General features: G+C 52.7%; 19 protein-coding genes and 2 tRNA genes. 18 read left to right on the top strand and 3 right to left on the bottom strand.

Features of this window, described 5'->3' with window-relative positions:
• Positions 1–20 precede the first annotated feature (20 nt).
• The 3 genes from bioF to PSCS_RS06050 all read left to right on the top strand — a co-directional run bounded on the left by bioF (position 21) and on the right by PSCS_RS06050 (position 3,821).
• Positions 21–1,193: an 8-amino-7-oxononanoate synthase gene (gene bioF, locus PSCS_RS06060; RefSeq protein ID WP_068811006.1), complete on the top strand. Its 1,173-nt coding sequence runs from the start codon at positions 21–23 to the stop codon at positions 1,191–1,193.
• Positions 1,194–1,201: 8 nt separating this feature from the next.
• Positions 1,202–1,909 carry a dethiobiotin synthase gene (bioD, locus tag PSCS_RS06055; RefSeq protein ID WP_232790081.1) on the top strand — a complete coding sequence of 236 codons (708 nt, stop codon included), beginning with the start codon at positions 1,202–1,204 and terminating at the stop codon, positions 1,907–1,909.
• Positions 1,910–2,045: 136 nt separating this feature from the next.
• A complete protein-coding gene (locus PSCS_RS06050; RefSeq protein WP_068810887.1) occupies positions 2,046–3,821 on the top strand; it encodes an acyl-CoA dehydrogenase C-terminal domain-containing protein in 1,776 nt (591 codons plus the stop codon).
• A 62-nt stretch (positions 3,822–3,883) separates the two neighbouring features.
• On the opposite strand, the gene PSCS_RS06045 is transcribed toward PSCS_RS06050, so the two are convergent.
• Positions 3,884–4,663, bottom strand: coding sequence for a DUF3379 family protein (locus PSCS_RS06045; RefSeq protein ID WP_068810886.1), 780 nt, complete (start codon positions 4,661–4,663; stop codon positions 3,884–3,886).
• 3 nt (positions 4,664–4,666) lie between these two features.
• A complete protein-coding gene (locus PSCS_RS06040; protein ID WP_068810885.1) occupies positions 4,667–5,218 on the bottom strand; it encodes a sigma-70 family RNA polymerase sigma factor in 552 nt (183 codons plus the stop codon).
• 154 nt (positions 5,219–5,372) lie between these two features.
• Between PSCS_RS06040 and dapB the strand changes: the two genes are divergently transcribed.
• From dapB to greA, 4 genes are all read left to right on the top strand, one after another.
• Positions 5,373–6,185 (top strand): 4-hydroxy-tetrahydrodipicolinate reductase, encoded by an 813-nt coding sequence (dapB, locus tag PSCS_RS06035; RefSeq protein ID WP_068810884.1) that lies wholly within the window; start codon positions 5,373–5,375, stop codon positions 6,183–6,185.
• A gap of 157 nt (positions 6,186–6,342) precedes the next feature.
• The gene (carA, locus tag PSCS_RS06030) at positions 6,343–7,488 is read left to right on the top strand and encodes a glutamine-hydrolyzing carbamoyl-phosphate synthase small subunit (protein WP_068810883.1); all 1,146 of its coding nucleotides are present in this window, start codon (positions 6,343–6,345) and stop codon (positions 7,486–7,488) included.
• A gap of 42 nt (positions 7,489–7,530) precedes the next feature.
• Positions 7,531–10,755 carry a carbamoyl-phosphate synthase large subunit gene (gene carB / locus PSCS_RS06025; protein ID WP_068810882.1) on the top strand — a complete coding sequence of 1,075 codons (3,225 nt, stop codon included), beginning with the start codon at positions 7,531–7,533 and terminating at the stop codon, positions 10,753–10,755.
• Positions 10,756–10,943: 188 nt separating this feature from the next.
• Positions 10,944–11,420 carry a transcription elongation factor GreA gene (gene greA, locus PSCS_RS06020; protein ID WP_068810881.1) on the top strand — a complete coding sequence of 159 codons (477 nt, stop codon included), beginning with the start codon at positions 10,944–10,946 and terminating at the stop codon, positions 11,418–11,420.
• 29 nt (positions 11,421–11,449) lie between these two features.
• Here the strand turns inward: greA and yhbY are convergent, their stop codons facing one another.
• Positions 11,450–11,773 (bottom strand): ribosome assembly RNA-binding protein YhbY, encoded by a 324-nt coding sequence (yhbY, locus tag PSCS_RS06015; protein WP_068810880.1) that lies wholly within the window; start codon positions 11,771–11,773, stop codon positions 11,450–11,452.
• Between the two features lie 334 nt (positions 11,774–12,107).
• On the opposite strand from yhbY, the gene ftsH reads away from it, so the two are divergent.
• The 11 genes from ftsH (at position 12,108) to rbfA (ending at position 23,421) form a co-directional block, all read left to right on the top strand.
• Positions 12,108–14,033, top strand: coding sequence for an ATP-dependent zinc metalloprotease FtsH (ftsH, locus tag PSCS_RS06010; protein WP_068810879.1), 1,926 nt, complete (start codon positions 12,108–12,110; stop codon positions 14,031–14,033).
• A gap of 19 nt (positions 14,034–14,052) precedes the next feature.
• Entirely contained in the window at positions 14,053–14,979 is a 927-nt protein-coding gene (folP, locus tag PSCS_RS06005; protein ID WP_068810878.1) for a dihydropteroate synthase, read from the top strand.
• A 45-nt stretch (positions 14,980–15,024) separates the two neighbouring features.
• Complete coding sequence (gene glmM / locus PSCS_RS06000; RefSeq protein ID WP_068810877.1) at positions 15,025–16,383, top strand: phosphoglucosamine mutase; 1,359 nt, start codon at positions 15,025–15,027, stop codon at positions 16,381–16,383.
• 141 nt (positions 16,384–16,524) lie between these two features.
• The gene (gene tpiA / locus PSCS_RS05995; RefSeq protein ID WP_068810876.1) at positions 16,525–17,280 is read left to right on the top strand and encodes a triose-phosphate isomerase; all 756 of its coding nucleotides are present in this window, start codon (positions 16,525–16,527) and stop codon (positions 17,278–17,280) included.
• A 3-nt stretch (positions 17,281–17,283) separates the two neighbouring features.
• Positions 17,284–17,676 carry a preprotein translocase subunit SecG gene (gene secG, locus PSCS_RS05990; RefSeq protein ID WP_068810875.1) on the top strand — a complete coding sequence of 131 codons (393 nt, stop codon included), beginning with the start codon at positions 17,284–17,286 and terminating at the stop codon, positions 17,674–17,676.
• 16 nt (positions 17,677–17,692) lie between these two features.
• A tRNA-Leu gene (locus tag PSCS_RS05985) sits at positions 17,693–17,779 on the top strand.
• A 172-nt stretch (positions 17,780–17,951) separates the two neighbouring features.
• A tRNA-Met gene (locus PSCS_RS05980) sits at positions 17,952–18,028 on the top strand.
• A gap of 269 nt (positions 18,029–18,297) precedes the next feature.
• A complete protein-coding gene (gene rimP, locus PSCS_RS05975; protein ID WP_082866492.1) occupies positions 18,298–18,747 on the top strand; it encodes a ribosome maturation factor RimP in 450 nt (149 codons plus the stop codon).
• 35 nt (positions 18,748–18,782) lie between these two features.
• Entirely contained in the window at positions 18,783–20,267 is a 1,485-nt protein-coding gene (gene nusA, locus PSCS_RS05970) for a transcription termination factor NusA (protein WP_068811004.1), read from the top strand.
• A 35-nt stretch (positions 20,268–20,302) separates the two neighbouring features.
• Positions 20,303–22,978, top strand: coding sequence for a translation initiation factor IF-2 (infB, locus tag PSCS_RS05965; protein ID WP_068810873.1), 2,676 nt, complete (start codon positions 20,303–20,305; stop codon positions 22,976–22,978).
• Positions 22,978–23,421, top strand: a complete 444-nt coding sequence (gene rbfA, locus PSCS_RS05960) for a 30S ribosome-binding factor RbfA (RefSeq protein WP_068810872.1) — start codon at positions 22,978–22,980, stop codon at positions 23,419–23,421. The genes infB and rbfA overlap by 1 nt, the downstream gene beginning before the upstream one ends.

Genomic DNA, 23,421 nt, shown 5'->3' with positions numbered 1-23,421 from the left:
GTAGCCGGGCCAGTCAGCGACTGAAGGCAGAACTGCAGCAGAAGCTGCAATATCGTGCTGAGCAGAATTTGCTTCGGCAGGTGCTGCAGCGCTGCGGCCCTTGCCAGCCGGATAGTCTTTTTGGTGATGGCCAGAAACGGGTTAACTTCTGTAGCAATGATTACCTGGGGCTGGCCAGTCATCCTGATGTTATTCGGGCTATGCAGGTTGCTGCTGAGCAATATGGCGTCGGTAGCGGGGCCTCGCACCTGGTTACCGGTCACTGTCGTGTTCATGATGAGTTGGCAGAAGCGTTAGCTGATTTTTGTGGCCGACAGAAGGCGATGCTGTTCAGCACCGGCTACATGGCGAATGTCGGTGTGATTAATGCGTTGACCAACCCGGGCGCGCCGATTTTTCAGGATGCGCTCAATCACGCTTCATTGCTTGATGGAGGATGGTTAAGTCGTGGTGACAGCCGAAGGTTTGCCCACCGTGATACCAAAGATCTGGAAGCCATGCTCATTCGGCATCATTGCGATAGTCGTGCCCTGATCATCACCGATGGCGTGTTCAGTATGGATGGTGATCTGGCGCCGCTTCCTGAGCAGGTGGCGTTGGCGGACAAATACCAGGCAACTTTGATTGTGGATGATGCGCACGGTATTGGCTGTCTCGGTGATACCGGTGCTGGCACCTTGTCCCATTTTGGTTTAAGCGCCTCGGATGTGCCTGTTCTGGTCGGCACCCTGGGAAAATCACTGGGTACTGCAGGTGCCTTTGTGGCAGGTGATGAGGTGTTGATTGATTATCTGACCCAGTTTGCCCGGACCCATATCTATACTACTGCCATGCCACCGCCATTGGCGGCGGCAACGATAGCGGCCCTTGCCTGTCTGCGTTCAGAGACCTGGCGGCAACAGCGTTTGCAGTCACTGGTCATGCGTTTCCAGCAAGATGTTGCGAACCTGGGGCTGAACATTCTGCCTTCGCAGACGCCCGTTCAGGCTATCGTTCTTGGGGAGGCCGATCGTGCGGTCAAGGCAAGTGAGTATCTTCGCGAGCAGGGTGTGCAAGTGAGCGCCATCAGGCCGCCCACGGTGCCAGCCGACAGCGCCAGGTTACGAGTCACATTTTCCGCAGCACACACGGATGAGCATTATGAGCGGCTACTTGATGCGCTGGCTTCATTGCCTGATGATCTGCGTGGTTGAGGATTTGAATGGGAGAATCTAACGCAATGGCGGCAAGAAAAGCTTTTTTTGTAACAGGCACTGATACCGAGGTAGGCAAGACCCTGGTCTCTTCCGCATTATTGACGGCTGCTAACCAGCTTGGCAAAACAACGGTCGGGATGAAGCCAGTGGCTGCTGGGTGTGAGTCAGTTGACGGGCAGTGGCGAAATGAAGATGCCCTGGCATTGATGGCCTCAGCATCACTTGAGTTGCCTTATGAACAGGTGAACCCGGTGGCTTTACCAGCCGCTATTGCGCCTCATCTTGCGGCGGCTCAGGCCGGCAGGCGTTTAAGCCTGGACCGGTTAACGGGGTTTTGTCAGGCGATCATGATGCAACGAGCAGATCTGACCGTAATTGAAGGTGCGGGCGGATGGCGGGTACCATTAAATGAGCGGGAAATGTTGTCAGGGCTGGCGTCACGTATGCAGTTGCCCGTCATACTGGTGGTCGGTATCAGGCTTGGCTGTATTAATCATGCCATATTGACAGCTGAGGCGATTCGTCGTGACGGGTTGCCATTGGCGGGATGGGTGGCTAACCACCTGTCAGCACCTGATGAGGTGGCCGAGCAAAATGTGCAGACGCTGACCTCAATGATGCCTGGGCCACTGCTGGGCGAGGTGCCCTGGATGGAAGCTGCCAGTGTTGAAACTGCAGCGCAAGCACTCTCTCTTCGGGCCTTGCTCGATTAACGCATTGCCTGGCAGGTTTGTCGGGCTTTCCATCTGCTTCCTTTTGGCGGTACGCTAGTGGGACGTGAGCTGTGGTCACCGAGCTTGGCACACGACCCACTCGCTATTACGATTGCCGTTGAACAGGGAGCTGACCGTGTTTGAATATCGCGCACCGCTTAAAGACATGCAGTTTATCCTGCATGATGTCTTCCAGATTTCCAGCCGTTTTACTGACCTGAATCTCAATGATGAACTCAGTGAAGATCTCATTAATTCCGTGCTGGAAGAGGCTGGCAGGATTGCTGAAACGCTGATGGCGCCCCTGAATCAGTCAGGCGATGAACAGGGTTGCCAGTTTGAAGCGGGTCAGGTCACTACACCTGAAGGGTTTGTCGATGCTTACCGCACGTACGCATCTGGCGGCTGGATCGGGTTGTCAGGGGATCCGGAATACGGCGGTCAGGGGATGCCGAAGTTGCTGACCGTTTCCATTGAGGAAATGATGATGGCAGCAAACAGCTCGCTGGCACTTTATGCCGTGTTGACGGCAGGCGGTGCACTGGCCATTGCCAGGCACGCCAGCGAATCACTTAAACAAACCTATTTGCCGAAACTCTATGATGGTAGCTGGTCCGCCACGATGTGCCTGACTGAGGCGCAGGCTGGCACAGATTTGTCCATGTTGAAAACGCGGGCAGAACCAGAGGGTGAGGCGTACCGGATAACCGGTAGTAAAATGTTCATTACCGGTGGTGAGCATGATCTGACGGATAATATTGTACATCTGGTGCTTGCCAAGCTACCTGGTGCGCCGGCAGGGGCAAAAGGTGTCTCTTTGTTTCTGGTTCCTAAGTATTTGCCAGAATCGCCAGATCAGACCAACGGCGTCAGTTGTGGTTCTATCGAGCATAAAATGGGTTTACTGGGATCGGCAACCTGTGTGATGAATTTTGACCAGGCCAAAGGATTTCTCGTCGGAGAGCCCCATAATGGTCTGGCCTGTATGTTTACGATGATGAATTACGAGCGTCTGACAATTGGTTTACAGGGCCTGGCACTGGGAGATGCCTCCTACCAGGTGGCTGCCCGGTATGCAGACGAGAGGCGGCAGGGCAGATCTGCCAGAGGGACACAATCGCCGGATGACGCTGGCGATTCCTTGTTAGTGCACGCCGATGTAAGGCGCATGTTGTTAACCATGCGAGCCAATTCAGAGGCGGCACGGGCATTGGCGGTGTATGTGGGCAGTCAGCTGGATATTGCTCACTATCACCCGGAAGCAGAGTCACGAAAAAAAGCAGAGTGGCGTGTGGCAGTGCTGACACCGGTAGCCAAGGCTGCTTTTTCGGACCGGGGGTTTGAGGCGTGCGTGCTGGGTCAGCAGGTGCTCGGCGGGCATGGCTATGTTCGTGAATGGGGGCAGGAACAAAAAGTCCGGGATGCGCGCATCGCACAAATCTATGAAGGTACTAACGGGATCCAGGCGCTGGATCTGATGGGGCGCAAGGTCGTTTATGACCGGCAAGGGATGCTGGATGACCTGATTGGGGAAGTTGAGTCATTCGCGCAGGAGTTGCCAGGCAGTCAGGCGCCATTTGCAGAGGGGCTGCAAAACGCCCTGTCTGATTTACAGGCGGCAGTGGCTCATGTGCGCTCGGCGTCTGTGGAAATGCCTGACGAAGTTGGCGCTGCTTCGGTGCCTTTTCTGGACCTGTTATCTATTGTGATGTACGGCTACATGTGGGCGCGAATGAGCATGACTGCGCAGTCGAAGCTGGATAGTGGTGAAGGTGACAGTGATTTCTGTCAGGCGAAAATCCACGTCGCAGACTATTACCTGCGACGCTGTATGCCAAAAACACATGCGCTGCGAAAAGAGATAGAAGCTGGCAGCGATAGTGTCATGTCGATGCCGGCGGCACTGTTCTGATTATAAGGCGTATTGTAAGGCGTAAGGTGATAACTGTTAGGTTTTGAATCAGGTGTTTAGCCTTAGATAGACCAGGTCAGTTGTCGCTGAAACCGGGTGCGAATGCGCGCTATAGGTTCATCGGGTGAGCCAAAGATTGCCAGAAACCCATCTTCCACGGGAACCACTTCGCCGCGCAGTTCGCTATCTTGCAATTCCACCTTGCCACGGATCGGGTGGTGGTTGATGAACATAATAGACACCGGTCCGTGTTCGCCACGTATCACCAGGTGTGTGCCGCGTTTGTCGTTGCCCATCAGACGGCAGAACTCAGCAAAGGTCAGGTTCATCTCGTTCGCCACATCCGCAAAAGAGGCAAAGCTTGCCCCGGTTTGCTGCATGACCTCGCTGGCAGATGACCAGGGGATATTGTTATCGACATTATAGAACCGGCTTTCTGCATGGACGTGGTTGAGCAGTGAGTTGCCCAGCGCCATATCTGCTGCAGTCGGTCTGCTGGTCAGAACGGTGAAACTCAGTGACAGGGCAATCAGCAAAGATGCAGCGATGGCTGCCGGGCGACTGAAGCGCTGCCAGTGTCGCCGGGGTGCCGGTACTGGTTTGTGCGTCTCGGCCGTGTTTTCGCCATTACTGCTGCTCTGGGTGCCATTACGTTTTAGGCGATCCTCCAGATTGGCTGGAATGGCGATATCCTGCAGTGTCTGCTCAAGGCGATATTCCAGGGCCTGCAGCTCGCTGACCAGACGTTGTCTGTCAGGGCTGGCATCTAATGCTGCCTTGAAATCCTCACCACCATCGCGCGGATTGCTGTATGCGCGTTGATTGAATTCCTGGTCATTCATGTGTCACTGACTCTCTTGCTGGGTTGTCGAGGCATCACTGGGTGTTTCACTTGTTAATGTGTCGCGCAACTTGCTACGGGCGCGAAACAGTCGGGTCATTACTGTATTACTATTAAGATCGAGAATGCTGGCAATTTCTTTCCCGCTGAATCCGCCAATAACCTGCAGCAAAAGCGGGTCGCGATAGTCGCTTTCCAGCCCAAGAATAGCCTGGTGCAATTCCTGGCGATCCCGGAACTGATCGGGCTCACCGCCTTTATCTTCAGCCAGGCTGGCATCGGTGATATCGACCAGTTCAGGTCGGTACCGCTCATACATACGGGCATTCTCACGCCGCAATATGGTAAACAGCCAGGCTTTGGCAGCGCTGCTTTTTTGCAGGCTGTCAAAGGATCGCCAGGCGCGCATGAAAGTCTCCTGCACCAGGTCTTCAGCAATATTGGCATTTCGCGTCAGCCAGAATGCATAACGATAAACGTCCTGGTAATAGGAAGAGACGATCGACTCGTAAGCCTGTCGGCGCTGATTGTTGGTTGAGACCGGTTGCTTGTCCATCTTATTTCAATGCAGTTCCTGTTGCTCGGTAGAGTAGCGAACTCTAAAGCTGTTGGCTAATACGAATAGCCGTTATAATGACCGGTTCATCGTCTGGTCGGGTTTCATGTACCATGGATCCTCTCCATACATCTTAGCTTAAAAAAGGGTTGTCATGATAAGGATCGCGATTGCCGGTGTAGCCGGTCGCATGGGAAGAACATTAGTGCAGGCAGTGCTGGCTCGTTCTGGTGACGCGCAGGTAACAGCAGGTACAACGTTAAAGGAAGATCCTCAATGTGGTCAGGACATCGGTTTGATTGCTGGTGCAGGGGCGCTGGAAGTTATCGCAGTAGATTCGCTGTCTGCCTGTGTTGATGATTTTGACGTGCTGATTGATTTCACTTCGCCTGAAGCAACGATGCAGAATGTGGCGTTTTGCAGCAAGCATAGCAAAGCGATCGTGATCGGCACGACGGGTCTGAGTGACGAGCAAAAGTCAGCGCTTGAGCGCGCCTCAGCATCAACGCCAATCCTGACGGCACCAAACATGAGCATGGGCGTTAATCTGACCCTGCGCCTGTTGGAGATGGCAGCAAAGGCGTTGGGGGATGATGTCGATATCGAAATCGTTGAGGCGCATCACCGCCATAAAAAAGACTCGCCATCCGGTACGGCATTGCGTATGGGGGAGGTCATTGCTGACAGCCTGGGGCGTGACCTGAATGAGGTGGCCGTCTATGGGCGTGAAGGCATTGGCGATGAAAGAGACCGTAAGACCATCGGTTTCGCGACGGTCCGGGGTGGCGACATTGTTGGCGATCACACGGTAATTTTTGCTGGAGAAGGCGAACGGCTGGAAATCAGTCACAAAGCCAGCAGCCGCATGACCTTTGCCAGTGGCGCGGTCAGAGCTGCTATCTGGCTGGGTAGTCGCGGGCCGGGGTTGTATTCCATCGATGATGTTCTGGACTTAGATGCCAACTGATGCGAATCCGCCGTAGACAGTGAGGGCGTCTATTTCGTATAATTTCCGCTCAGTATGAATATCACTGAGCACACATGAGACAGAATACCTAAAAGCGGAATGAGAGCGAGCTTTCATTCCGCTTTTTTTCGCCTGTCTTAACACCCGGGAGAGCACATTGAACAGTCCAGCAGTTCTAGCCCTAGAAGATGGAAGTATCTTTAAAGGCAAGGCCCTTGGCATGCAAGGGGTAACCAGTGGAGAGGTGGTTTTCAACACCGCCATGACCGGTTATCAGGAAATTCTGACGGATCCGTCGTATGCACGACAGATCGTGACACTGACCTATCCGCACATCGGTAACACGGGTGTGAACAAAGAGGATAATGAGTCAGAACGTGTCTGGGCATCAGGTCTGGTTATTCGTAACCTGCCTTTGATGGTCAGCAGCTGGCGCAGTGAGAGTAATCTGGATGAGTTCCTCAAGGCTGAGCAGGTTGTCGCCATTGCCGAGATAGACACTCGTCGTTTGACTCGATTGTTGCGCGATAAAGGCCCTCTGAATGGCTGTATCCTCAGTGGCGCCGAACTGGTCGAAAAAGGCGAGTCCTATGCCATTGAAAAGGCCAAGGGGTTCCCCGGGCTGAAAGGCATGGACCTTGCCAAAGAAGTTTCCACCACTCAGCAGTACGCCTGGAATGAGGGCGAGTGGAAGCTCGGTGAAGGCTATGCGGAGATGCAGCATGACAAACCTTTCCATGTGGTAGCCTGGGACTACGGCGTTAAGCGCAATATCCTGCGGATGCTGGCTGAGCGTAATTGCACCGTGACTGTTGTGCCTGCCCAGACCCCGGCATCGGAAGTGCTGGCGATGAACCCGGACGGCATTTTCCTCTCCAACGGTCCTGGTGATCCAGAACCTTGTGATTATGCCATTGCTGCCATTAAAGAAGTCCTGGAAACAGAGATCCCTGTGTTTGGTATCTGTCTTGGCTGTCAGTTGCTGGCGCTGGCCTGTGGTGCGCAAACACTGAAAATGCAACTGGGGCATCACGGTGCCAATCACCCGGTACAGAACCTGGATGATAAAACGGTCATGATCACCAGTCAGAACCATGGCTTTGCGGTGGACGAAGCGTCGCTGCCAGCCAATCTGCGTGCCACGCACCGTTCATTGTTTGACGGGTCGCTGCAGGGCATTGAGCGAACGGATAAACCGGCATTTGCCTTCCAGGGTCACCCTGAAGCCAGTCCGGGGCCACATGATATCGCTCCACTGTTTAATAAATTTGTCGACCTGATGACGCAGCGCGCTGCACGTTAATGCACGCCTGCCGGGCTTACTCAACTCAGATACGGTTTACTTATGCCAAAACGTACAGACATCAATAGTATTTTGATCATTGGCGCCGGGCCAATCGTCATCGGCCAGGCCTGCGAATTTGATTATTCTGGCGCCCAGGCCTGCCAGGCGCTGCGCGAGGAAGGTTATCGCGTCATTCTGGTCAATTCGAATCCGGCCACGATCATGACGGATCCGGCCATGGCGGATGCCACCTACATTGAGCCGGTGACCTGGCAGATTGTGGAAAAAATCATTGCCAAGGAAAAACCAGATGCCATTCTGCCCACCATGGGCGGTCAGACTGCGCTGAACTGTGCGCTGGATCTGCAGCGTCACGGCGTACTGGAAAAATATGGCGTGGAAATGATTGGTGCGACCGCAGAGGCGATTGATAAAGCAGAAAATCGCGAGCTGTTTGATCAGGCCATGAAAAGGATCGGCCTGGAAACGCCAAGACATGGTATGGCGCACAATATGGACGAGGCGTTTGCGACGCTGGAAGAGATTGGTTTTCCCTGCATTATTCGTCCCTCCTTTACCATGGGGGGTACCGGTGGTGGTATCGCCTACAACAAGGAAGAATTTGTTGAGATCTGCAGCCGCGGTCTGGAGTTGTCGCCAACCAATGAGCTGCTGATCGATGAGTCGCTGATTGGCTGGAAAGAATACGAACTGGAAGTGGTTCGGGATAAGGCAGATAACTGCATTATTGTTTGTACCATTGAAAACTTTGATGCCATGGGTGTCCACACGGGTGATTCCATTACCGTAGCCCCTTCGCAGACCCTGACTGACAAGGAATATCAGATTCTGCGCAACGCTGCCATCGATGTGTTGCGTGAAATTGGTGTTGAAACCGGTGGATCCAACGTGCAGTTCGGTATGAATCCGGAAAATGGGCGGCTGGTGTTGATTGAGATGAACCCGCGCGTGTCCCGTTCGTCAGCACTGGCTTCCAAAGCGACAGGGTTCCCGATTGCTCGCGTTGCTGCGAAACTGGCAGTTGGATTTACGCTGGATGAATTAAGCAACGAAATCACCGGTGGTGCGACACCGGCCTCATTCGAGCCGACCATCGATTACGTAGTTACCAAGATTCCGCGTTTTACCTTTGAGAAGTTCCCGGAGACCAGTGACCGAATCACCACGCAGATGAAGTCGGTGGGTGAAGTGATGGCCATTGGGCGCACGTTCCAGGAATCTTTACAAAAGGCACTGCGAGGCCTGGAAGTCGGTATTAGCGGCCTGGACCCGATTCTGGATACCGGTCTCAGTGATGCCATGGATCTTCTCCGTGGTGAGTTGATGGACGCAGGCAGTGACCGGATTCGTTATATCGGTGATGCGTTCCGCCAGGGGCTGGGTGTGGATAAAGTCCAGGAACTGACAGGTATTGATCCCTGGTTTCTGGCCCAGATCGCAGACATTATCCAAACTGAGAAACAAGTCAGCGGCCAGGCACTGGAAGTGCTGGATCGTGATGCTATGTACTCACTCAAACAGAAAGGTTTCTCGGATGTCAGGCTTGCCGCTTTGCTGAATGTCAGTGAAGAAAAAGTGCGTGAGCATCGACATGGTCTGGGTGTCAGGCCGGTTTACAAGCGTGTTGACACTTGTGCGGCCGAGTTTAAATCGACCACAGCATACATGTACTCCAGTTACGAAGAGGAGTGCGAGGCAGAGCCTTCTGATCGCAAGAAAATCATCGTGCTCGGTGGTGGCCCCAACCGTATTGGCCAGGGTATCGAGTTTGATTACTGCTGTGTTCATGCGGCGCTGGCAATGCGTGAAGATGGCTATGAAGCCATTATGGTGAACTGTAACCCGGAGACAGTGTCGACAGACTACAATATTTCCGACCGACTGTATTTCGAGCCGCTGACGCTGGAAGATGTGCTGGAAATTGTGGAGATAGAAAAGCCTGAGGGCGTGATTGTTCAGTTTGGTGGTCAAACACCGCTGAACCTGGCTACGCAGCTGGAGCAGGCGGGTGTGCCGGTGATCGGTACCAGCCCGGATGCAATCGACCTGGCAGAAGACCGGGAGCGTTTCCAGCAGATGATTCAGAAGCTCAATCTCAAGCAACCGCCTAACTGCATCGTGCGCAGCGTCGAACAGTGCATTGAGGAAGCCGAGCGCATTTCCTATCCGCTGGTTGTTCGCCCCTCTTACGTGCTGGGTGGCCGGGCCATGGAGATCGTATATAACGAGGAAGAGCTCAACCGCTACATGACCAAGGTGGTCAAAGTGGGCAATGACAGTCCGGTGTTGTTGGACTCGTTCCTGAATGCCGCGATCGAACTGGATGTTGATCTGGTCAGCGATGGCAAAGACGTGGTGGTTGGGGCGATCATGCAGCATATTGAGCAGGCAGGGGTTCACTCTGGTGATTCAGCCTGCTCTCTGCCGCCGTACAATCTGCCGGCAGAGGTACAGGAGCTGGTGCGTGAACAGGTCACAGCCCTGGCCCGTGAGCTGGGTGTGGTCGGGTTGATGAATACTCAGCTGGCTTACCAGGACGGTGAGTTGTACATCATTGAGGTCAACCCTCGCGCATCGCGAACTGTGCCATTCGTATCCAAGTGTATTGGTACCTCACTGGCCAAAGTGGCGGCCCGTTGCATGGCCGGCACATCGCTGGCAGAGCAGGGCTTCACCAGGGAAGTCATACCTCAGACATATGCTGTCAAAGAGGCGGTGTTCCCATTCAACAAATTCCCGGGCGTTGACCCGATTCTTGGGCCGGAAATGAAGTCCACTGGTGAAGTCATGGGGGTCGGTAAAACGTTTGCCGAAGCGTTTGCCAAGTCACAGATTGCCGCAGGTGAAGAAATCGCCCGTGAAGGCACTGTATTTATCAGTGTGCGTGATGCAGACAAGGCGAAAGTTGCTGATGTGGCGCGTCGCTTCCATGAACTAGGGTTCCGCCTGGTTGCGACCACGGGAACAGCGACTATTATTGAGTCGGCAGGGCTGCCGGTGAAGCGGGTTAACAAAGTGATGGAAGGTCGCCCGCATATCGTGGACATGATCAAGAATGAAGAAATTCAACTGATCGTCAACACGACCGAAGGCAAACAGGCGATTGCCGATTCCTCGACTATCCGGCGTACCGCACTTCGCCACGATGTGTTCTGCACAACTACGCTGGCAAGTGCCAGTGCGGTTTGCGATTCACTGGAATTTGGTGATCAGCTGAACGTCTACACACTTCAGGAACTGCACAAGCAGGTGGCTACCCAGTAAATTGGAGGCCGCCCGGGGGTTTGGTTGAGAGCAGCCTGTAGCTCCCGGGTGGCTGGACAAGTTCAGGGTTTAGTCGCATTATAGGGTCAGACATAGATTTTTTGGTGCTGGCGGGGCTTTCGCAAGAAAGTCCCGCCCGTATTTTTTTTGTTTGGTGATTTTTGCATTCGAAGGATTTTGGGAGTGCTATGAGAAAAGTTCCAATGACAATGGCAGGGGCTGAGCGCCTGCGTTCAGAGCTGCATGAGCTCAAGACCGAGAAGCGTCCGGCTATTATTGAAGCGATCGCTGAAGCGCGCGAGCACGGTGATTTAAAGGAAAACGCGGAGTATCACGCGGCCAGGGAGCAGCAGGGTTTTTGTGAAGGGCGAATCAAGGAAATTGAAGGCAAGCTGGCTGATTCCGAGATTATTGATATCACCAAAATTCCTGTCAGCGGCAAAGTCATCTTTGGGGCTACTGTCACGCTAATAAACCTGGATACGGAAAAAACCGTCAAGTACCAGGTTGTTGGCGAAGATGAGGCTGATGTTAAAGCCGGAAAAATTTCGGTTGGCTCGCCGATTGCCCGTGCCATAATGGGCAAAGAGGTCGGTGAGGAAGTCGTCGTTAATGCGCCAGGTGGTGAAATCGAGTACGAAATCGACGAAGTTGAGCACATCTAGCTCATATCGCCCTGATCCGGCAGCAATTGCTATTGGTGCCGGAGAAGGTTTGACAGTTTGGGGTTCGGCTCTTTAGCGGCCCGGTACAGGACGGCAACATTACCAATACGCTGTACACATTCGGCGCTGGATTGCAGGCATAGCTCATCGGCGACTTGCTGGCGCAGTTCCCGATCACCCAGCTGGATTTTGATTTTTATCAGTTCATGGCGTTCCAGCGCCTGGTTTAGCTCCTTGATAATATTCTCTGTAACGCCGTCACCCGCGATGGTCAGTATCGGACGTAACTGATGTGCAATTGTGCGGAGTTTTTTAAGTTGCTGATTGTCCATTGTTTTCTTGTCGGTGCTCATGGTGCGGATGCCTGTAGAAAGAAGCAGGGGGAGGCTTGACGTGGTAATTGGTCGCCGTTGCGGGCGCATTGTAGGACAGCATTTCTTGGACAATCAAGACTTCTATCTTGTAATATCGAAATCAGCCCCCATCTTGATGTGAGAACAGACAGTCACGCAGAGACATTGCGTCAGCTTTCGACTGCCCTCGCCTTCCCGGTGACAATCAAGACACGAAAAACAATGATTCGGGGCTTGAGGGAATGGCAACGACCGTTTTGGCGGTCTACTGAATGACCAGGTTGGCGGTCTATTTGTTAGTTTGAATGAGAAAAGGGGGTTTCCCTTGAACGATATGGCAAAGAATTTATTACTCTGGATGGTGATTGCGGCAGTGTTGTTGACGGTGTTCAACAATATTAACCAGGAGCCGGCCACCACTCAGGTCAATTACTCGGAATTCATTCGTGAAGTACGTGACGGGCAGGTGCGCTCTGTCAATATTTCCGGCGTGTCAGTCAATGGCGTGCGAGGAGACAATTCCCGCTTCACCACCACGATTCCCATGATTGGCGATCCTCAGCTGATGGATGACCTGTTTGCCAATGGCGTGGAAATCCGAGCTTCCGAGCCGGAGCGCCAGAGTCTCTGGACTCAGCTCCTTGTGGCGAGCTTCCCGATCCTGATTATTATCGCGTTGTTCTTTTTCTTTATGCGGCAGATGCAGGGAGGCGCTGGTGGCGGCAAAGGCGGCCCAATGTCTTTCGGTAAGAGCAAGGCGAAGCTGCTGGGTGAGGACCAGATTAAAGTGACGTTCTCTGATGTCGCTGGCGTTGATGAAGCCAAAGAAGATGTTAAAGAGCTGGTGGACTTCCTGCGAGAGCCTGACAAATTTCAGCGTCTGGGTGGCAAGATTCCTCGTGGCATCCTGATGGTTGGTCAGCCTGGTACCGGTAAAACCTTGCTGGCCAAGGCAATCGCCGGCGAAGCAAAAGTCCCCTTCTTTTCCATTTCCGGTTCGGATTTTGTGGAAATGTTTGTAGGTGTGGGTGCTTCGCGTGTTCGTGACATGTTTGATCAGGCCAAGAAACAGGCGCCCTGTATTATCTTTATCGATGAGATAGACGCGGTAGGTCGTCACCGTGGTGCTGGCCTGGGTGGTGGTCACGATGAGCGTGAGCAGACACTGAACCAGTTGCTGGTGGAAATGGATGGTTTTGAGGTTAATGATGGCGTCATCGTGATTGCTGCAACCAACCGTCCAGACGTTCTGGACCCTGCGTTGCTGCGTCCTGGTCGATTCGATCGCCAGGTTGTAGTCGGGCTGCCGGACATCAGAGGTCGGGAGCAGATCGTAAAGGTTCACATGAGCAAGGTGCCGGTATCGGAAAACGTTAATCCGGCAGTTATTGCCCGTGGCACACCAGGATTCTCGGGTGCAGACCTGGCTAATCTGGTTAACGAGGCTGCTCTGTTTGCCGCCAGGGGAAGCAAACGCCTGGTGACCATGGAAGAATTTGAAAAAGCCAAAGACAAAATCATGATGGGCGCAGAGCGCAAGTCCATGGTTATGTCTGAAAAAGAGAAAAGTAATACGGCTTACCATGAGGCGGGACACGCCATTGTGGGTCGCCTGGTGCCTGAGCATGACCCGGTTTACAAGGTCAGTATTATACCTCGTGGCCGGGCTCTGGGTGTCACCATGTTCCTGCCAGAAGAAGATCGCTACAGCCTGAGCAAGCGTGCGCTGATCAGTCAGATTTGCAGCCTTTACGGTGGCCGGATTGCAGAGGCCATGACATTGGGCGAAGAAGGTGTCACCACAGGTGCCAGTAATGATATTCAGCGTGCTACAGAAATGGCTCGCAACATGGTGACCAAGTGGGGTCTGTCTGAAAAATTGGGGCCGTTAATGTATGCCGAGGATGACGGTGAAGTCTTCCTGGGTCGCTCTGCCGGTCACTCTCAGACTCATCACTCTGGCGAAACTGCCAAGCTGATTGATGATGAAGTTAAGAGTATCGTGGATTACTGCTACAGCACAGCTGAGCGTCTCTTGCATGAGAATCGCGACAAGCTGGAGCTGATGAAAGATGCCTTGATGGAATATGAAACCATCGATGTCGAGCAGATTAACGACATTATGGACGGGCGAAAACCGCGCCCGCCAGCAGATTGGTCGGATCATGATGGTCCTGGTGCTGGCTCTGCCCGAAGTGAGAGCGAATCAGGTGCTGCCGAATCGGACAAGCCGATTGGTGGTCCGGTAGGTGAGCACTGAGCAGGCGCGGGATACCGGCATGGACAGCCACCGCAGTTTTTCGGGTGATATTTCGGCGGCGCAGCGCTTGTGGTGCGCCGGGCAATGGCTGGAGCTGAAACAGCCGAAGATCATGGGGGTGTTGAATGTCACCCCCGATTCTTTCTCTGACGGTGGCCGTTATCGGTCACCGTCTTTTCCTTCCCAGTCTGATTTTCGTATTTCCCTGGATCGCGCTCTTGCAAGCGCTGAGCAAATGATTCGCGACGGGGCTGCATTGATTGATGTTGGCGGCGAGTCAACCCGACCCGGTGCAGAGCCTGTGTCTGAGCAGGAAGAACTTGACCGGGTAGTTCCTGTCGTAGAAGCCATCAGTAAACAGCTGGGTGCACTGGTCTCTGTTGATACCAGTACTGCTGCCGTTATTCGTGAGGCTGCTCGGGCAGGCGCAGGTATGATTAATGATGTCAGGGCTTTGCAGCGCCCCGGCGCCCTCGGTGCGGTAGCAGACAGTGACATGGCTGTCTGTCTGATGCACATGCAGGGTCAGCCTGAGAGCATGCAGGATGCGCCTTTGTATGACTCTGTTACTGACGAAGTGATTGGATTCCTGGAGGGGCGGGTTGCAGCCTGTGTTGAGGCAGGTATTGCTGCTGAGCGTATCTGCCTTGATCCTGGTTTTGGTTTTGGTAAAACCGTTGCCCACAACTATGAGTTGTTGTCGGCATTGCCAGGAATAAAACAATTGGGCCTGCCGTTACTGATAGGCCTGTCGCGCAAATCCATGATTGGTGCCGTGACCGGGCGGGATGTGTCAGAACGATTGGCTGGCAGCCTGTCCGGTGCCTCATTGGCGATGTGGCTTGGTGCCGATATCATCCGGGTGCATGATGTTGCTGCAACTGTCGATTGCGCCAAGGTAGTGACGGCGTTGCGCGAAAATGCCGTGTCTTTTAACCCGATTTAGGGTGCCCCCGGATATGAATATTATTAGAACAGTTAGGGATCAGTCATGAGTGGAAAAAGGGAATCACAAAAGCGTTATTTCGGTACCGATGGTATTCGGGGGAGAGTAGGTGATTTTCCGATTACACCTGACTTTGTGCTTAAGCTGGGCTGGGCTGCAGGCAAGGTATTTGCTGAAGGCGGCAAACGGGGCAAGATTCTGATAGGTAAGGATACCCGGATTTCCGGCTATATGTTTGAAGCAGCACTGGAGGCTGGTCTGGCTTCGGCGGGAGTCGACATCCACATGTTAGGGCCAATGCCCACTCCGGCTGTGGCCTATCTTACACGAACATTCCAGGCGCAGGCAGGGATTGTGATTAGTGCCTCGCACAATGCTTATCCGGATAATGGCATCAAGTTTTTTGCAGGGGATGGCCGTAAGTTGCCTGATGAAACAGAGTTGGCCATCGAGTCTTACCTGGAAAAAGAGCTCACGACGGTTGAGTCCAAAGATATCGGCAAAGTATCCAGGATTACAGATGCTGCCGGACGCTATATCGAGTATTGCAAAGGGACGATTCCCGGCAACATCGTGTTGCAAGGCCTTAAAATTGTGCTCGACTGTGCCAATGGCTCGACCTACCATATTGCCGCTAATGTTTTCTCAGAGCTGGGTGCCAGTGTAACGACAATCGGAACGTCTCCCGACGGTCTCAACATCAATAAGCAGTGTGGTTCGACAGCCCCGCAAAAGCTGATTGAAGAAGTCCTGTCGCAGAAAGCTGACCTGGGCATTGCCTTTGATGGCGATGGCGATCGTGTTGTGATGGTCGATCACATGGGTGTAGAGGTAGATGGGGATGAGATTCTTTACATCATTGCCCGTGACCGGCGTCGCAGGAATGTCTCTTTTGGCGGTGTCGTAGGGACGCTGATGAGCAATCTTGGATTGCAACTGGGCCTTGAGGCGCTTGATGTTCCTTTTGTGCGTACAGATGTTGGTGATCGTTATGTGATGGAAGCGTTAAAGAAAAACGACTGGACACTGGGTGGAGAGTCCTCAGGTCACATCGTTTGCCTGGATGTATCAACGACCGGGGATGGTATTGTCTCGGCGCTGCAGGTGCTTGTCGCAATGATTCAGTGTGATGCATCACTTCATGATCTGCGTTCAAAGATGGTTAAAATGCCCCAGACCATGTGCAATGTGAAAGTGGCCGACAAGCAGAAAGTCATGACTGACGCCAGTATTGCAAAGGCGGTGGCTGCGCACGAAAAAGAAATGGCCGGTCGCGGTCGTGTCCTTTTGCGGCCGTCAGGAACAGAGCCAGTGGTCAGGGTGATGGTTGAAGGTGATGATGCCAGTGATGTGAAATCGCGGGCCGAAACACTGGCAAGTGTTGTGGCGTCAGTCGCTGGCTAGTGGCTGGAAGCTAAAGTTTCAGAACTTTGCGCATGAGCAGCGGGGCCCTGCTCGGTTTGCTTGCAAGGTTGGGGTAAAATCGCTATAGTGGCGCCCCGTTTTGTCGACGGCCGTTTTAGAATAAGAGGCACAGCAAGTACGATGCGTCGAGCTCTGGTTGCAGGTAACTGGAAAATGAATGGCAGCCAGGCCAGTATCAAAAGTCTGGTGTCTGATCTTTTGCCGGTGTTAGCCAATGGCATCAATGGTGTTGATGTTGTGGTTTGCCCGCCCTATCCCTACCTGGGACAGGTTGCTGAAGCTGCATTTGGTAGTGAGATCGTACTGGGTGCGCAGGATTTGTCGGAAGAAGCATCGGGTGCTTTTACCGGAGAGGTGTCGGGCAGTATGCTGTCTGATTTCCGGGTTCGATTTGTGCTGGTAGGGCATTCCGAGCGGCGGGTTCGCTGCGGGGAAAGTGATGAGCTGGTAGCGAAAAAGTTCGCTGCCGCACAAGCAGCTGGTCTGATTCCAGTGCTTTGCGTTGGTGAGTCGCTTGATCATCGTCAAAGCGGACATGCAGAGGATGTCGTGGCCACGCAAATGACTGCGATTATTGAGCAGTGTGGTGTTAAGGCTCTGGAAGACGCGGTTATTGCTTATGAGCCAGTCTGGGCAATTGGTACCGGGCAGGCAGCAAGCGCGGAAGATGCGCAGTTGATGCATGCGTTTATTCGTCAGGTGGTTGCGCAGTTTGATGCAGGCGTCGCCTCTGGTGTACAGATTCTCTACGGTGGCAGCGTTAATGCCGATAATGCTGAAGCATTGTTTGCCTGTGAGGATATTGACGGTGGTTTGGTCGGGGGTGCGTCCCTGAACGCCAAAGATTTTATACGAATTTGTCAGAGTGTGAGCTGAATTATGGAGACGCTGGTAATAATCGTGCACGTGATCGCAGCCATTGCGATCATTGGTTTGGTGCTGTTGCAGCAGGGCAAAGGTGCTGAAACCGGAGCAGCTTTTGGTAGTGGCGCCTCCCAGACTGTGTTTGGTAGTGGTGGTTCAGGTAACTTCCTGACAAGGACTACCAGTCTTGCGGCTGTTGTCTTTTTTGCCACCAGTCTGGTGCTGGCAGTATTTGCCAAGCAATACAGTGTTGGTGCCAGCGATGGTGCGGCCCCGATTGTAAACCCGGACTTGCTGCAGGAAGAAATGCAGTCTGATATACCGCAAGTATCCGCGCCTGATGCGGATGCAGCTTCTGATATTCCTCAAGTGAATACGGCCCCGGACAGTGCGCCTGACGCTGAGTAATACAGGTATCTGAATTGCCGAAGTGGTGGAATTGGTAGACACGCTATCTTGAGGGGGTAGTGGCCTTATGGTCGTGCGAGTTCAAGTCTCGCCTTCGGCACCAAAATATCGTGGTGGGCTTTCATGTTAAAAGCTGGGTAGTGGCGTAAATAGTCGCCTGGACACATGATTTAACTTGACGAAAGCCATATCATTACATACAATACTGACCCTCGATTGACGGCACGCCAGATCGTCAATACGTTTAGAATTCGCTCTTTGAGTAACAGTTTAGTTGCGGGGTGGAGCAGTCTGGCAGCTCGTCGGGCTCATAACCCGAAGGTCGTAGGTTCAAATCCTGCCCCCGCTACCAATTAAGTCGCAGTAGGTTTATACCGGGCTGCACTGGAAAGGCCCCCTCGATGGGGCTTTTTGTTAGGTCATCCAAAAAGGATGGCGAGTAATATCGGCAGTTGAAAAGTTGAAAGACTGCCAGGATTGCCGAATGGCTCGGGTACCGGATCTGTCAGTGATTACAGGCAGATGGTTAGGCCGGTGCCATACAAACGTATTTTGTAGTGGGCCATTGGCCCACTTTTTGTTTGTGCAGCGAAAATATTGCACAGGAGACAGAAAGCAGACGTGCAAACTGCAACAGAAAAGCTATCGGTTATGCTTCAGCCCGCTATTGAGGTGCTGGGGCTTGAATTGTGGGGAGTTGAGTACCTGACTAAAGGTCGCTCGGCTCTTTTGCGTGTTTATATTGATAGTGAAGAAGGTGTGACCATTGATGACTGCGAAAAAGTCAGTCGTCAAATTAGTGCCATACTGGATGTGGAAGATCCTATTGCAGGTGAGTATACCCTCGAAGTGTCTTCCCCGGGTCTGGATCGCCCCCTGTTTGCGGCTGAACATTACACAGCCTATGTCGGTGAAGTCATAAATGTACGTCTGAGCAGCCCCATCGATGGGCGGCGTAAATTTAAGGGTGTGCTGAACTCAGCTGACCCGCAAAAGATAGTCATGACCGTTGATAATCAGCCGGTTGAAATACTGTTTTCTCAGATTGAGAAAGCCAATGTTGCGTATTGATGCGTGTGTTTCGATAGTAAGGTGACACTACTATGATGAGTAAAGAAATACTGGCAGTAGCAGACGCCGTCTCCAATGAGAAGGGAGTGTCTCGGGATGTTATTTTCGAGGCCATCGAAACTGCGCTGGCAACAGCTACCAAAAAACGCTTTGACGATGAAGATGTTGTTTGCCGTGTCGCTATTGATCGCAAGAGCGGCCAATACGATTCATTCCGGGTTTGGCAGGTAGTCGCTGATGACGAAGTCGAGTCGCCAGAGAGCCAGCTGCCATTGAGTGAAGCGAAAGAGCGTGACGACAGTCTGGATCTGGGTGATACCTGGGAAGAGAAAATTGAAAACGTCGAGTTTGGTCGTATCGCGGCGCAAACTGCCAAGCAGGTGATCGTACAGAAAGTTCGTGAAGCTGAGCGTGACCTGGTTGTTAAAGAGTATCAGGATAAAGTTGGCGAGCTGGTATCAGGTACCGTTAAGAAAGTCACCCGAGAGAATGTTCTGGTTGATCTGGGTGGTAACGCCGAGGCTGTGCTGACACGAGACCAGATGATTCCGCGTGAAACGTTCCGTACAGGTGATCGCATCCGTGCATTGTTGCTGGACGTACGTCATGAAGTTCGCGGCCCGCAGCTGTTCCTAAGTCGAACAGCGCCCAACATGCTGATCGAACTGTTCAAGATTGAAGTCCCCGAAATTGCTGAAGAAGTGATCGAAATCCGTGCTGCGGCGCGCGACCCGGGATCACGGGCAAAAATTGTTGTCAGCACCAACGATGGTCGTATCGATCCTGTCGGTGCTTGTGTGGGTATGCGCGGTTCGCGTGTACAGGTCGTTTCCAATGAGTTGGCGAACGAGCGCATTGATATCATCCTCTGGGATGACAACCCTGCGCAGCTGGTTATTAATGCCATGGCGCCGGCTGAAGTTGCATCCATTATTATGGATGAAGACAGCAATACAATGGACGTTGCTGTTGAAGAAGACAACCTGGCCCAGGCGATTGGTCGCAACGGCCAGAATGTCCGCCTGTCAGCCGAATTAACTGGCTGGTCTATCAATGTGATGAGCATTGAGGAAGCGGAAGAGAAGCAGCAGCAAGAATCCAGTGGCTACATTGAATCTTTCACGGCGACGCTGGATGTCGACCAGGATGTTGCTGAGTTGCTGGTACTGGAAGGCTTTACATCCCTGGAAGAAATTGCATATGTCCCCATGGATGAACTGCTCGAAATTGAGGGCTTTGATGAAGATATCGCAAAAGAGTTGCGGGATCGTGCCCGGGATGCACTGCTGACACAGGCAATTGCATCTGAAGAAGGACTTTCCAGTGCGAATCTGGAAGCAGACCTTCTCAATATGGAAGGTATGGACGACGAATTGGCAATGGCTCTGGCAGGTAAAGAGATTCTGAGTATGGAAGATCTGGCAGAGCAATCCATCGACGATTTGATGGATATTGACGGCATGGATGAAGAGCGTGCCGGCAAACTGATCATGACCGCTCGCGCACCTTGGTTTGAGTAATCAACGGAAAGGCGAGAGCAGACAGGAGTAACTAGATGGCAGACGTAACAGTCGGTGAACTGGCCAAAGTAGTTGGCGTGACTGAAGATCGGCTTCTGGCCCAGATTAAAGAGGCTGGATTGCCGCATAAGCGTGCAGATGAACCGATCTCCAACGAAGATAAAAATACGTTGTTGCTGTTCCTGCGTCGCAGTCATGGGGCAACGGCGCAGTCTACTGATTCGGCGCCTCGTAAAATTACACTGAAACGAAAAACTGTGGCTACCTTGAAGAGTTCCGGACAGGGGCGTGGTAAGACAGTTAACGTGGAAGTGCGCAAAAAGCGTACCTATGTGAAGCGTAGCGAGCTGCAATCGGATCAGCCTGAGCAACAGGAAGTTCCAGAGCAGGCGATCGAAGAAAAGCTGGCTCAGGAAGAACAGGTAGTGGCCGCAGAAGCGGCTGTCGAGAATAAGCCAGACATAGCTGAAGAGTCTCCCGCGGTTAGTGAAGGTGCGGAAGAGCAAAAAGCGGCTGGTGCCGAGGCTCAGGAAGCTCAGGCAGAAACCAGTGAAACCGCCGATCAATCTGCGCAAAAAGAGGCGGCAGAAAGTGATGCCAAGCCGGTAGCTGCCGCAGATGACAAACCTGCAGCCGCTGATAAACCGGCAGTATCTGATGTGCCGGTAGAACCACAGCCCGTACCGGATGATCGCTCTGATAAGACGCGTAGCAAATCCGGCAAGGCGCGCTCAGTTGGCAAACAGAGCCGAAAGGAAGACCTGGACGAGAAAGACGACAGCAAGAAATCCAACTTCCGCAAAAAAGCGGCTGGCAGCAAGAAGCCGGGTAAAGGTCGGATGGATGACTTCGTTCTCGAAGGTGACTTTGATCGCGGTGGCCGTCGTCGTGGCGGACCGCGCAAAAAACAGCGTTCCCAGCAACACGGTTTTGAAAAGCCAACTGAGTTTATTTCCAAGGAAGTCATCATTGGCGAGGCGAATACAGTCTCTGAACTGGCCCAGAAAATGTCGATTAAATCGGCAGAGCTGATCAAGACGTTGTTCAAGATGGGCGTTATGGCAACCATCAACCAAACCCTGGATCAGGATACCGCGACACTGATTATTGAAGAAATGGGTCATACTGCCAAGTTTGTGTCCTCGGATGCGATTGAAGATGATCTCTACGAATCAATTGCCTATGAAGCTGGCGACCAAATGGTGTCTCGTGCACCGGTTGTGACAGTTATGGGGCATGTTGACCATGGTAAGACATCACTGCTGGACTATGTCCGTAAAGCATCTGTCGTTACCGGTGAGGCTGGTGGTATTACTCAGCATATCGGTGCTTACCACGTAGAAACCGAACAGGGCATGGTCTGTTTCCTGGATACACCCGGACACGCTGCATTCAGTGCGATGCGCTCGCGTGGTGCCAAGGCGACTGACGTTGTTGTACTGGTCGTAGCTGCAGATGATGGCGTTAAGCCTCAGACGGAAGAAGCGATTCAGCATGCACGTGCAGCTGAAGTCCCGATTGTTGTTGCGATAACCAAAGTCGATAAAGAAGATGTTGATATCGATAAGGTAACCAGTGAACTGGCCGCGAACGATGTGATTCCGGAAAGCTGGGGTGGCGATATTCAGTTCGTTAATGTATCAGCTCATACTGGTCAGGGTATTCCGGAATTGCTGGAAGCCATTCTCCTGCAGGCTGAAATTCTGGAGCTGAGTGCCTATATTGATGGCCCTGGACGCGGTGTGGTAATTGAGTCACGCTTGGACAAAGGCCGTGGTCCGGTTGCTTCCGTACTGGTTCAAAACGGTACGCTGAGTGTCGGTGATATTGTTCTGGCCGGGCATGAGTATGGCCGCGTACGTGCGCTGATTGATGAAACAGGTCAGTCAGTGAAATCTGCGGGCCCATCGATTCCGGTTGAAGTATTGGGTTTCAACGGTGTACCAGAAGCAGGTGACGAGTTTGTTGTGGTTGCTGATGAGAAGAAAGCCAAAGAAGTGGCTGAGTTCCGACGTGAGCGAACCAAAGACAAAATGGCCGCTCTGCAGCAAGGTAACAAGATTGAAGCCATGTTTGCCGGTATTGGCAAAGAAGGTAAGAGCATTCTGAACGTTATCATTAAGGCCGATGTTCGTGGCTCAATGGAAGCGATTACAGGCTCACTACAGAAACTGGGTACTGATGAAGTTGAAGTCAATGTAGTAGCGGCCGGTGTTGGTGGTATCTCTGAAACCGATGCTCACCTGGCGGCAACCTCAAGTGCCATGATGATTGGTTTCAACACGCGTGCCGATAAAGCAGCACGTGAAGTAATTGAAAACGAAGCGCTAAATCTGCGTTATTACAACGTCATCTACGATGTGATTGATGACGTGAAAGCGATTCTCGGCGGCATGCTGGCACCGGAAATTCGTGAAGAAATTCTGGGTGTTGCAGAAGTGCGGGATGTCTTTAACTCGCCGAAGTTTGGCCAGGTTGCTGGTTGTATGGTGGTTGAGGGTACTGTGCATCGTAGTAAGCCAATCCGTGTACTTCGCGATAACGTTGTGATTTACGAAGGCGAGCTGGAATCACTGCGCCGCTTTAAAGACGATGCCAATGAAGTCCGTAACGGCATGGAATGTGGTATTGGTGTTAAGAACTACAATGATGTAAAAGTCGGTGACAAAATCGAGGTGTTCCAGAACATCGAGGTGGCACGGACACTGTAATGGCCAATATGACGCCGCGTGCACAACGGGTTGCTGACCAGATACAGCGAATTCTGGCAGATCTCATTCAGCGAGAAATCCGCGACCCACGCCTGGGCATGATCTCAGTGACAGGCGTTGATGTCAGTCGGGATTTCTCTTATGCGACGGTATATGTCACGGTGATGAGTTCTGGTACTGGTCGCCACAATATTGGTACCCGCCTGCAGGATATGCCGGTGGAAGACCAGGATGATATAAAGCAAAACCTGCAGATATTGAACCGAGCTGCGGGTTTTTTGCGTGGCCAACTGGGACGTTCGCTGACATTGCGAGTGGTACCTAACCTGAAGTTCCGGTATGACGAAAGTATTGGTGAAGGTCAGTATCTGTCTTCCCTGATTGATGATGCCGTATCCAGTGATACAGAGCACACTGACCAGGGCGACAGCGGGGAAAGCTAA

The organism is Pseudohongiella nitratireducens, from assembly GCF_001642735.1.
In the GTDB taxonomy this organism is placed as follows: Bacteria; Pseudomonadota; Gammaproteobacteria; order Pseudomonadales; family Pseudohongiellaceae; genus Pseudohongiella; species Pseudohongiella nitratireducens.
The sequence above is the reverse complement of the archived record's forward strand: the minus strand, read 5'-3'. Positions and strand labels throughout refer to the sequence as shown.

What these genes read in the sequence shown, in the direction of transcription:
- secG (WP_068810875.1), top strand. Translation starts at nt 17,284, where the DNA reads ATGGAGACGCTGGTAATAATCGTGCACGTGATCGCAGCCATTGCGATC.
- dapB (WP_068810884.1), top strand. Translation starts at nt 5,373, where the DNA reads ATGATAAGGATCGCGATTGCCGGTGTAGCCGGTCGCATGGGAAGAACA.
- glmM (WP_068810877.1), top strand. Translation starts at nt 15,025, where the DNA reads ATGAGTGGAAAAAGGGAATCACAAAAGCGTTATTTCGGTACCGATGGT.
- infB (WP_068810873.1), top strand. Translation starts at nt 20,303, where the DNA reads ATGGCAGACGTAACAGTCGGTGAACTGGCCAAAGTAGTTGGCGTGACT.
- PSCS_RS06045 (WP_068810886.1), bottom strand. Translation starts at nt 4,663, where the DNA reads ATGAATGACCAGGAATTCAATCAACGCGCATACAGCAATCCGCGCGAT.
- carB (WP_068810882.1), top strand. Translation starts at nt 7,531, where the DNA reads ATGCCAAAACGTACAGACATCAATAGTATTTTGATCATTGGCGCCGGG.
- greA (WP_068810881.1), top strand. Translation starts at nt 10,944, where the DNA reads ATGAGAAAAGTTCCAATGACAATGGCAGGGGCTGAGCGCCTGCGTTCA.
- ftsH (WP_068810879.1), top strand. Translation starts at nt 12,108, where the DNA reads ATGGCAAAGAATTTATTACTCTGGATGGTGATTGCGGCAGTGTTGTTG.
- folP (WP_068810878.1), top strand. Translation starts at nt 14,053, where the DNA reads ATGGACAGCCACCGCAGTTTTTCGGGTGATATTTCGGCGGCGCAGCGC.
- tpiA (WP_068810876.1), top strand. Translation starts at nt 16,525, where the DNA reads ATGCGTCGAGCTCTGGTTGCAGGTAACTGGAAAATGAATGGCAGCCAG.
- yhbY (WP_068810880.1), bottom strand. Translation starts at nt 11,773, where the DNA reads ATGAGCACCGACAAGAAAACAATGGACAATCAGCAACTTAAAAAACTC.
- bioD (WP_232790081.1), top strand. Translation starts at nt 1,202, where the DNA reads ATGGGAGAATCTAACGCAATGGCGGCAAGAAAAGCTTTTTTTGTAACA.
- PSCS_RS06040 (WP_068810885.1), bottom strand. Translation starts at nt 5,218, where the DNA reads ATGGACAAGCAACCGGTCTCAACCAACAATCAGCGCCGACAGGCTTAC.
- rbfA (WP_068810872.1), top strand. Translation starts at nt 22,978, where the DNA reads ATGGCCAATATGACGCCGCGTGCACAACGGGTTGCTGACCAGATACAG.
- nusA (WP_068811004.1), top strand. Translation starts at nt 18,783, where the DNA reads ATGAGTAAAGAAATACTGGCAGTAGCAGACGCCGTCTCCAATGAGAAG.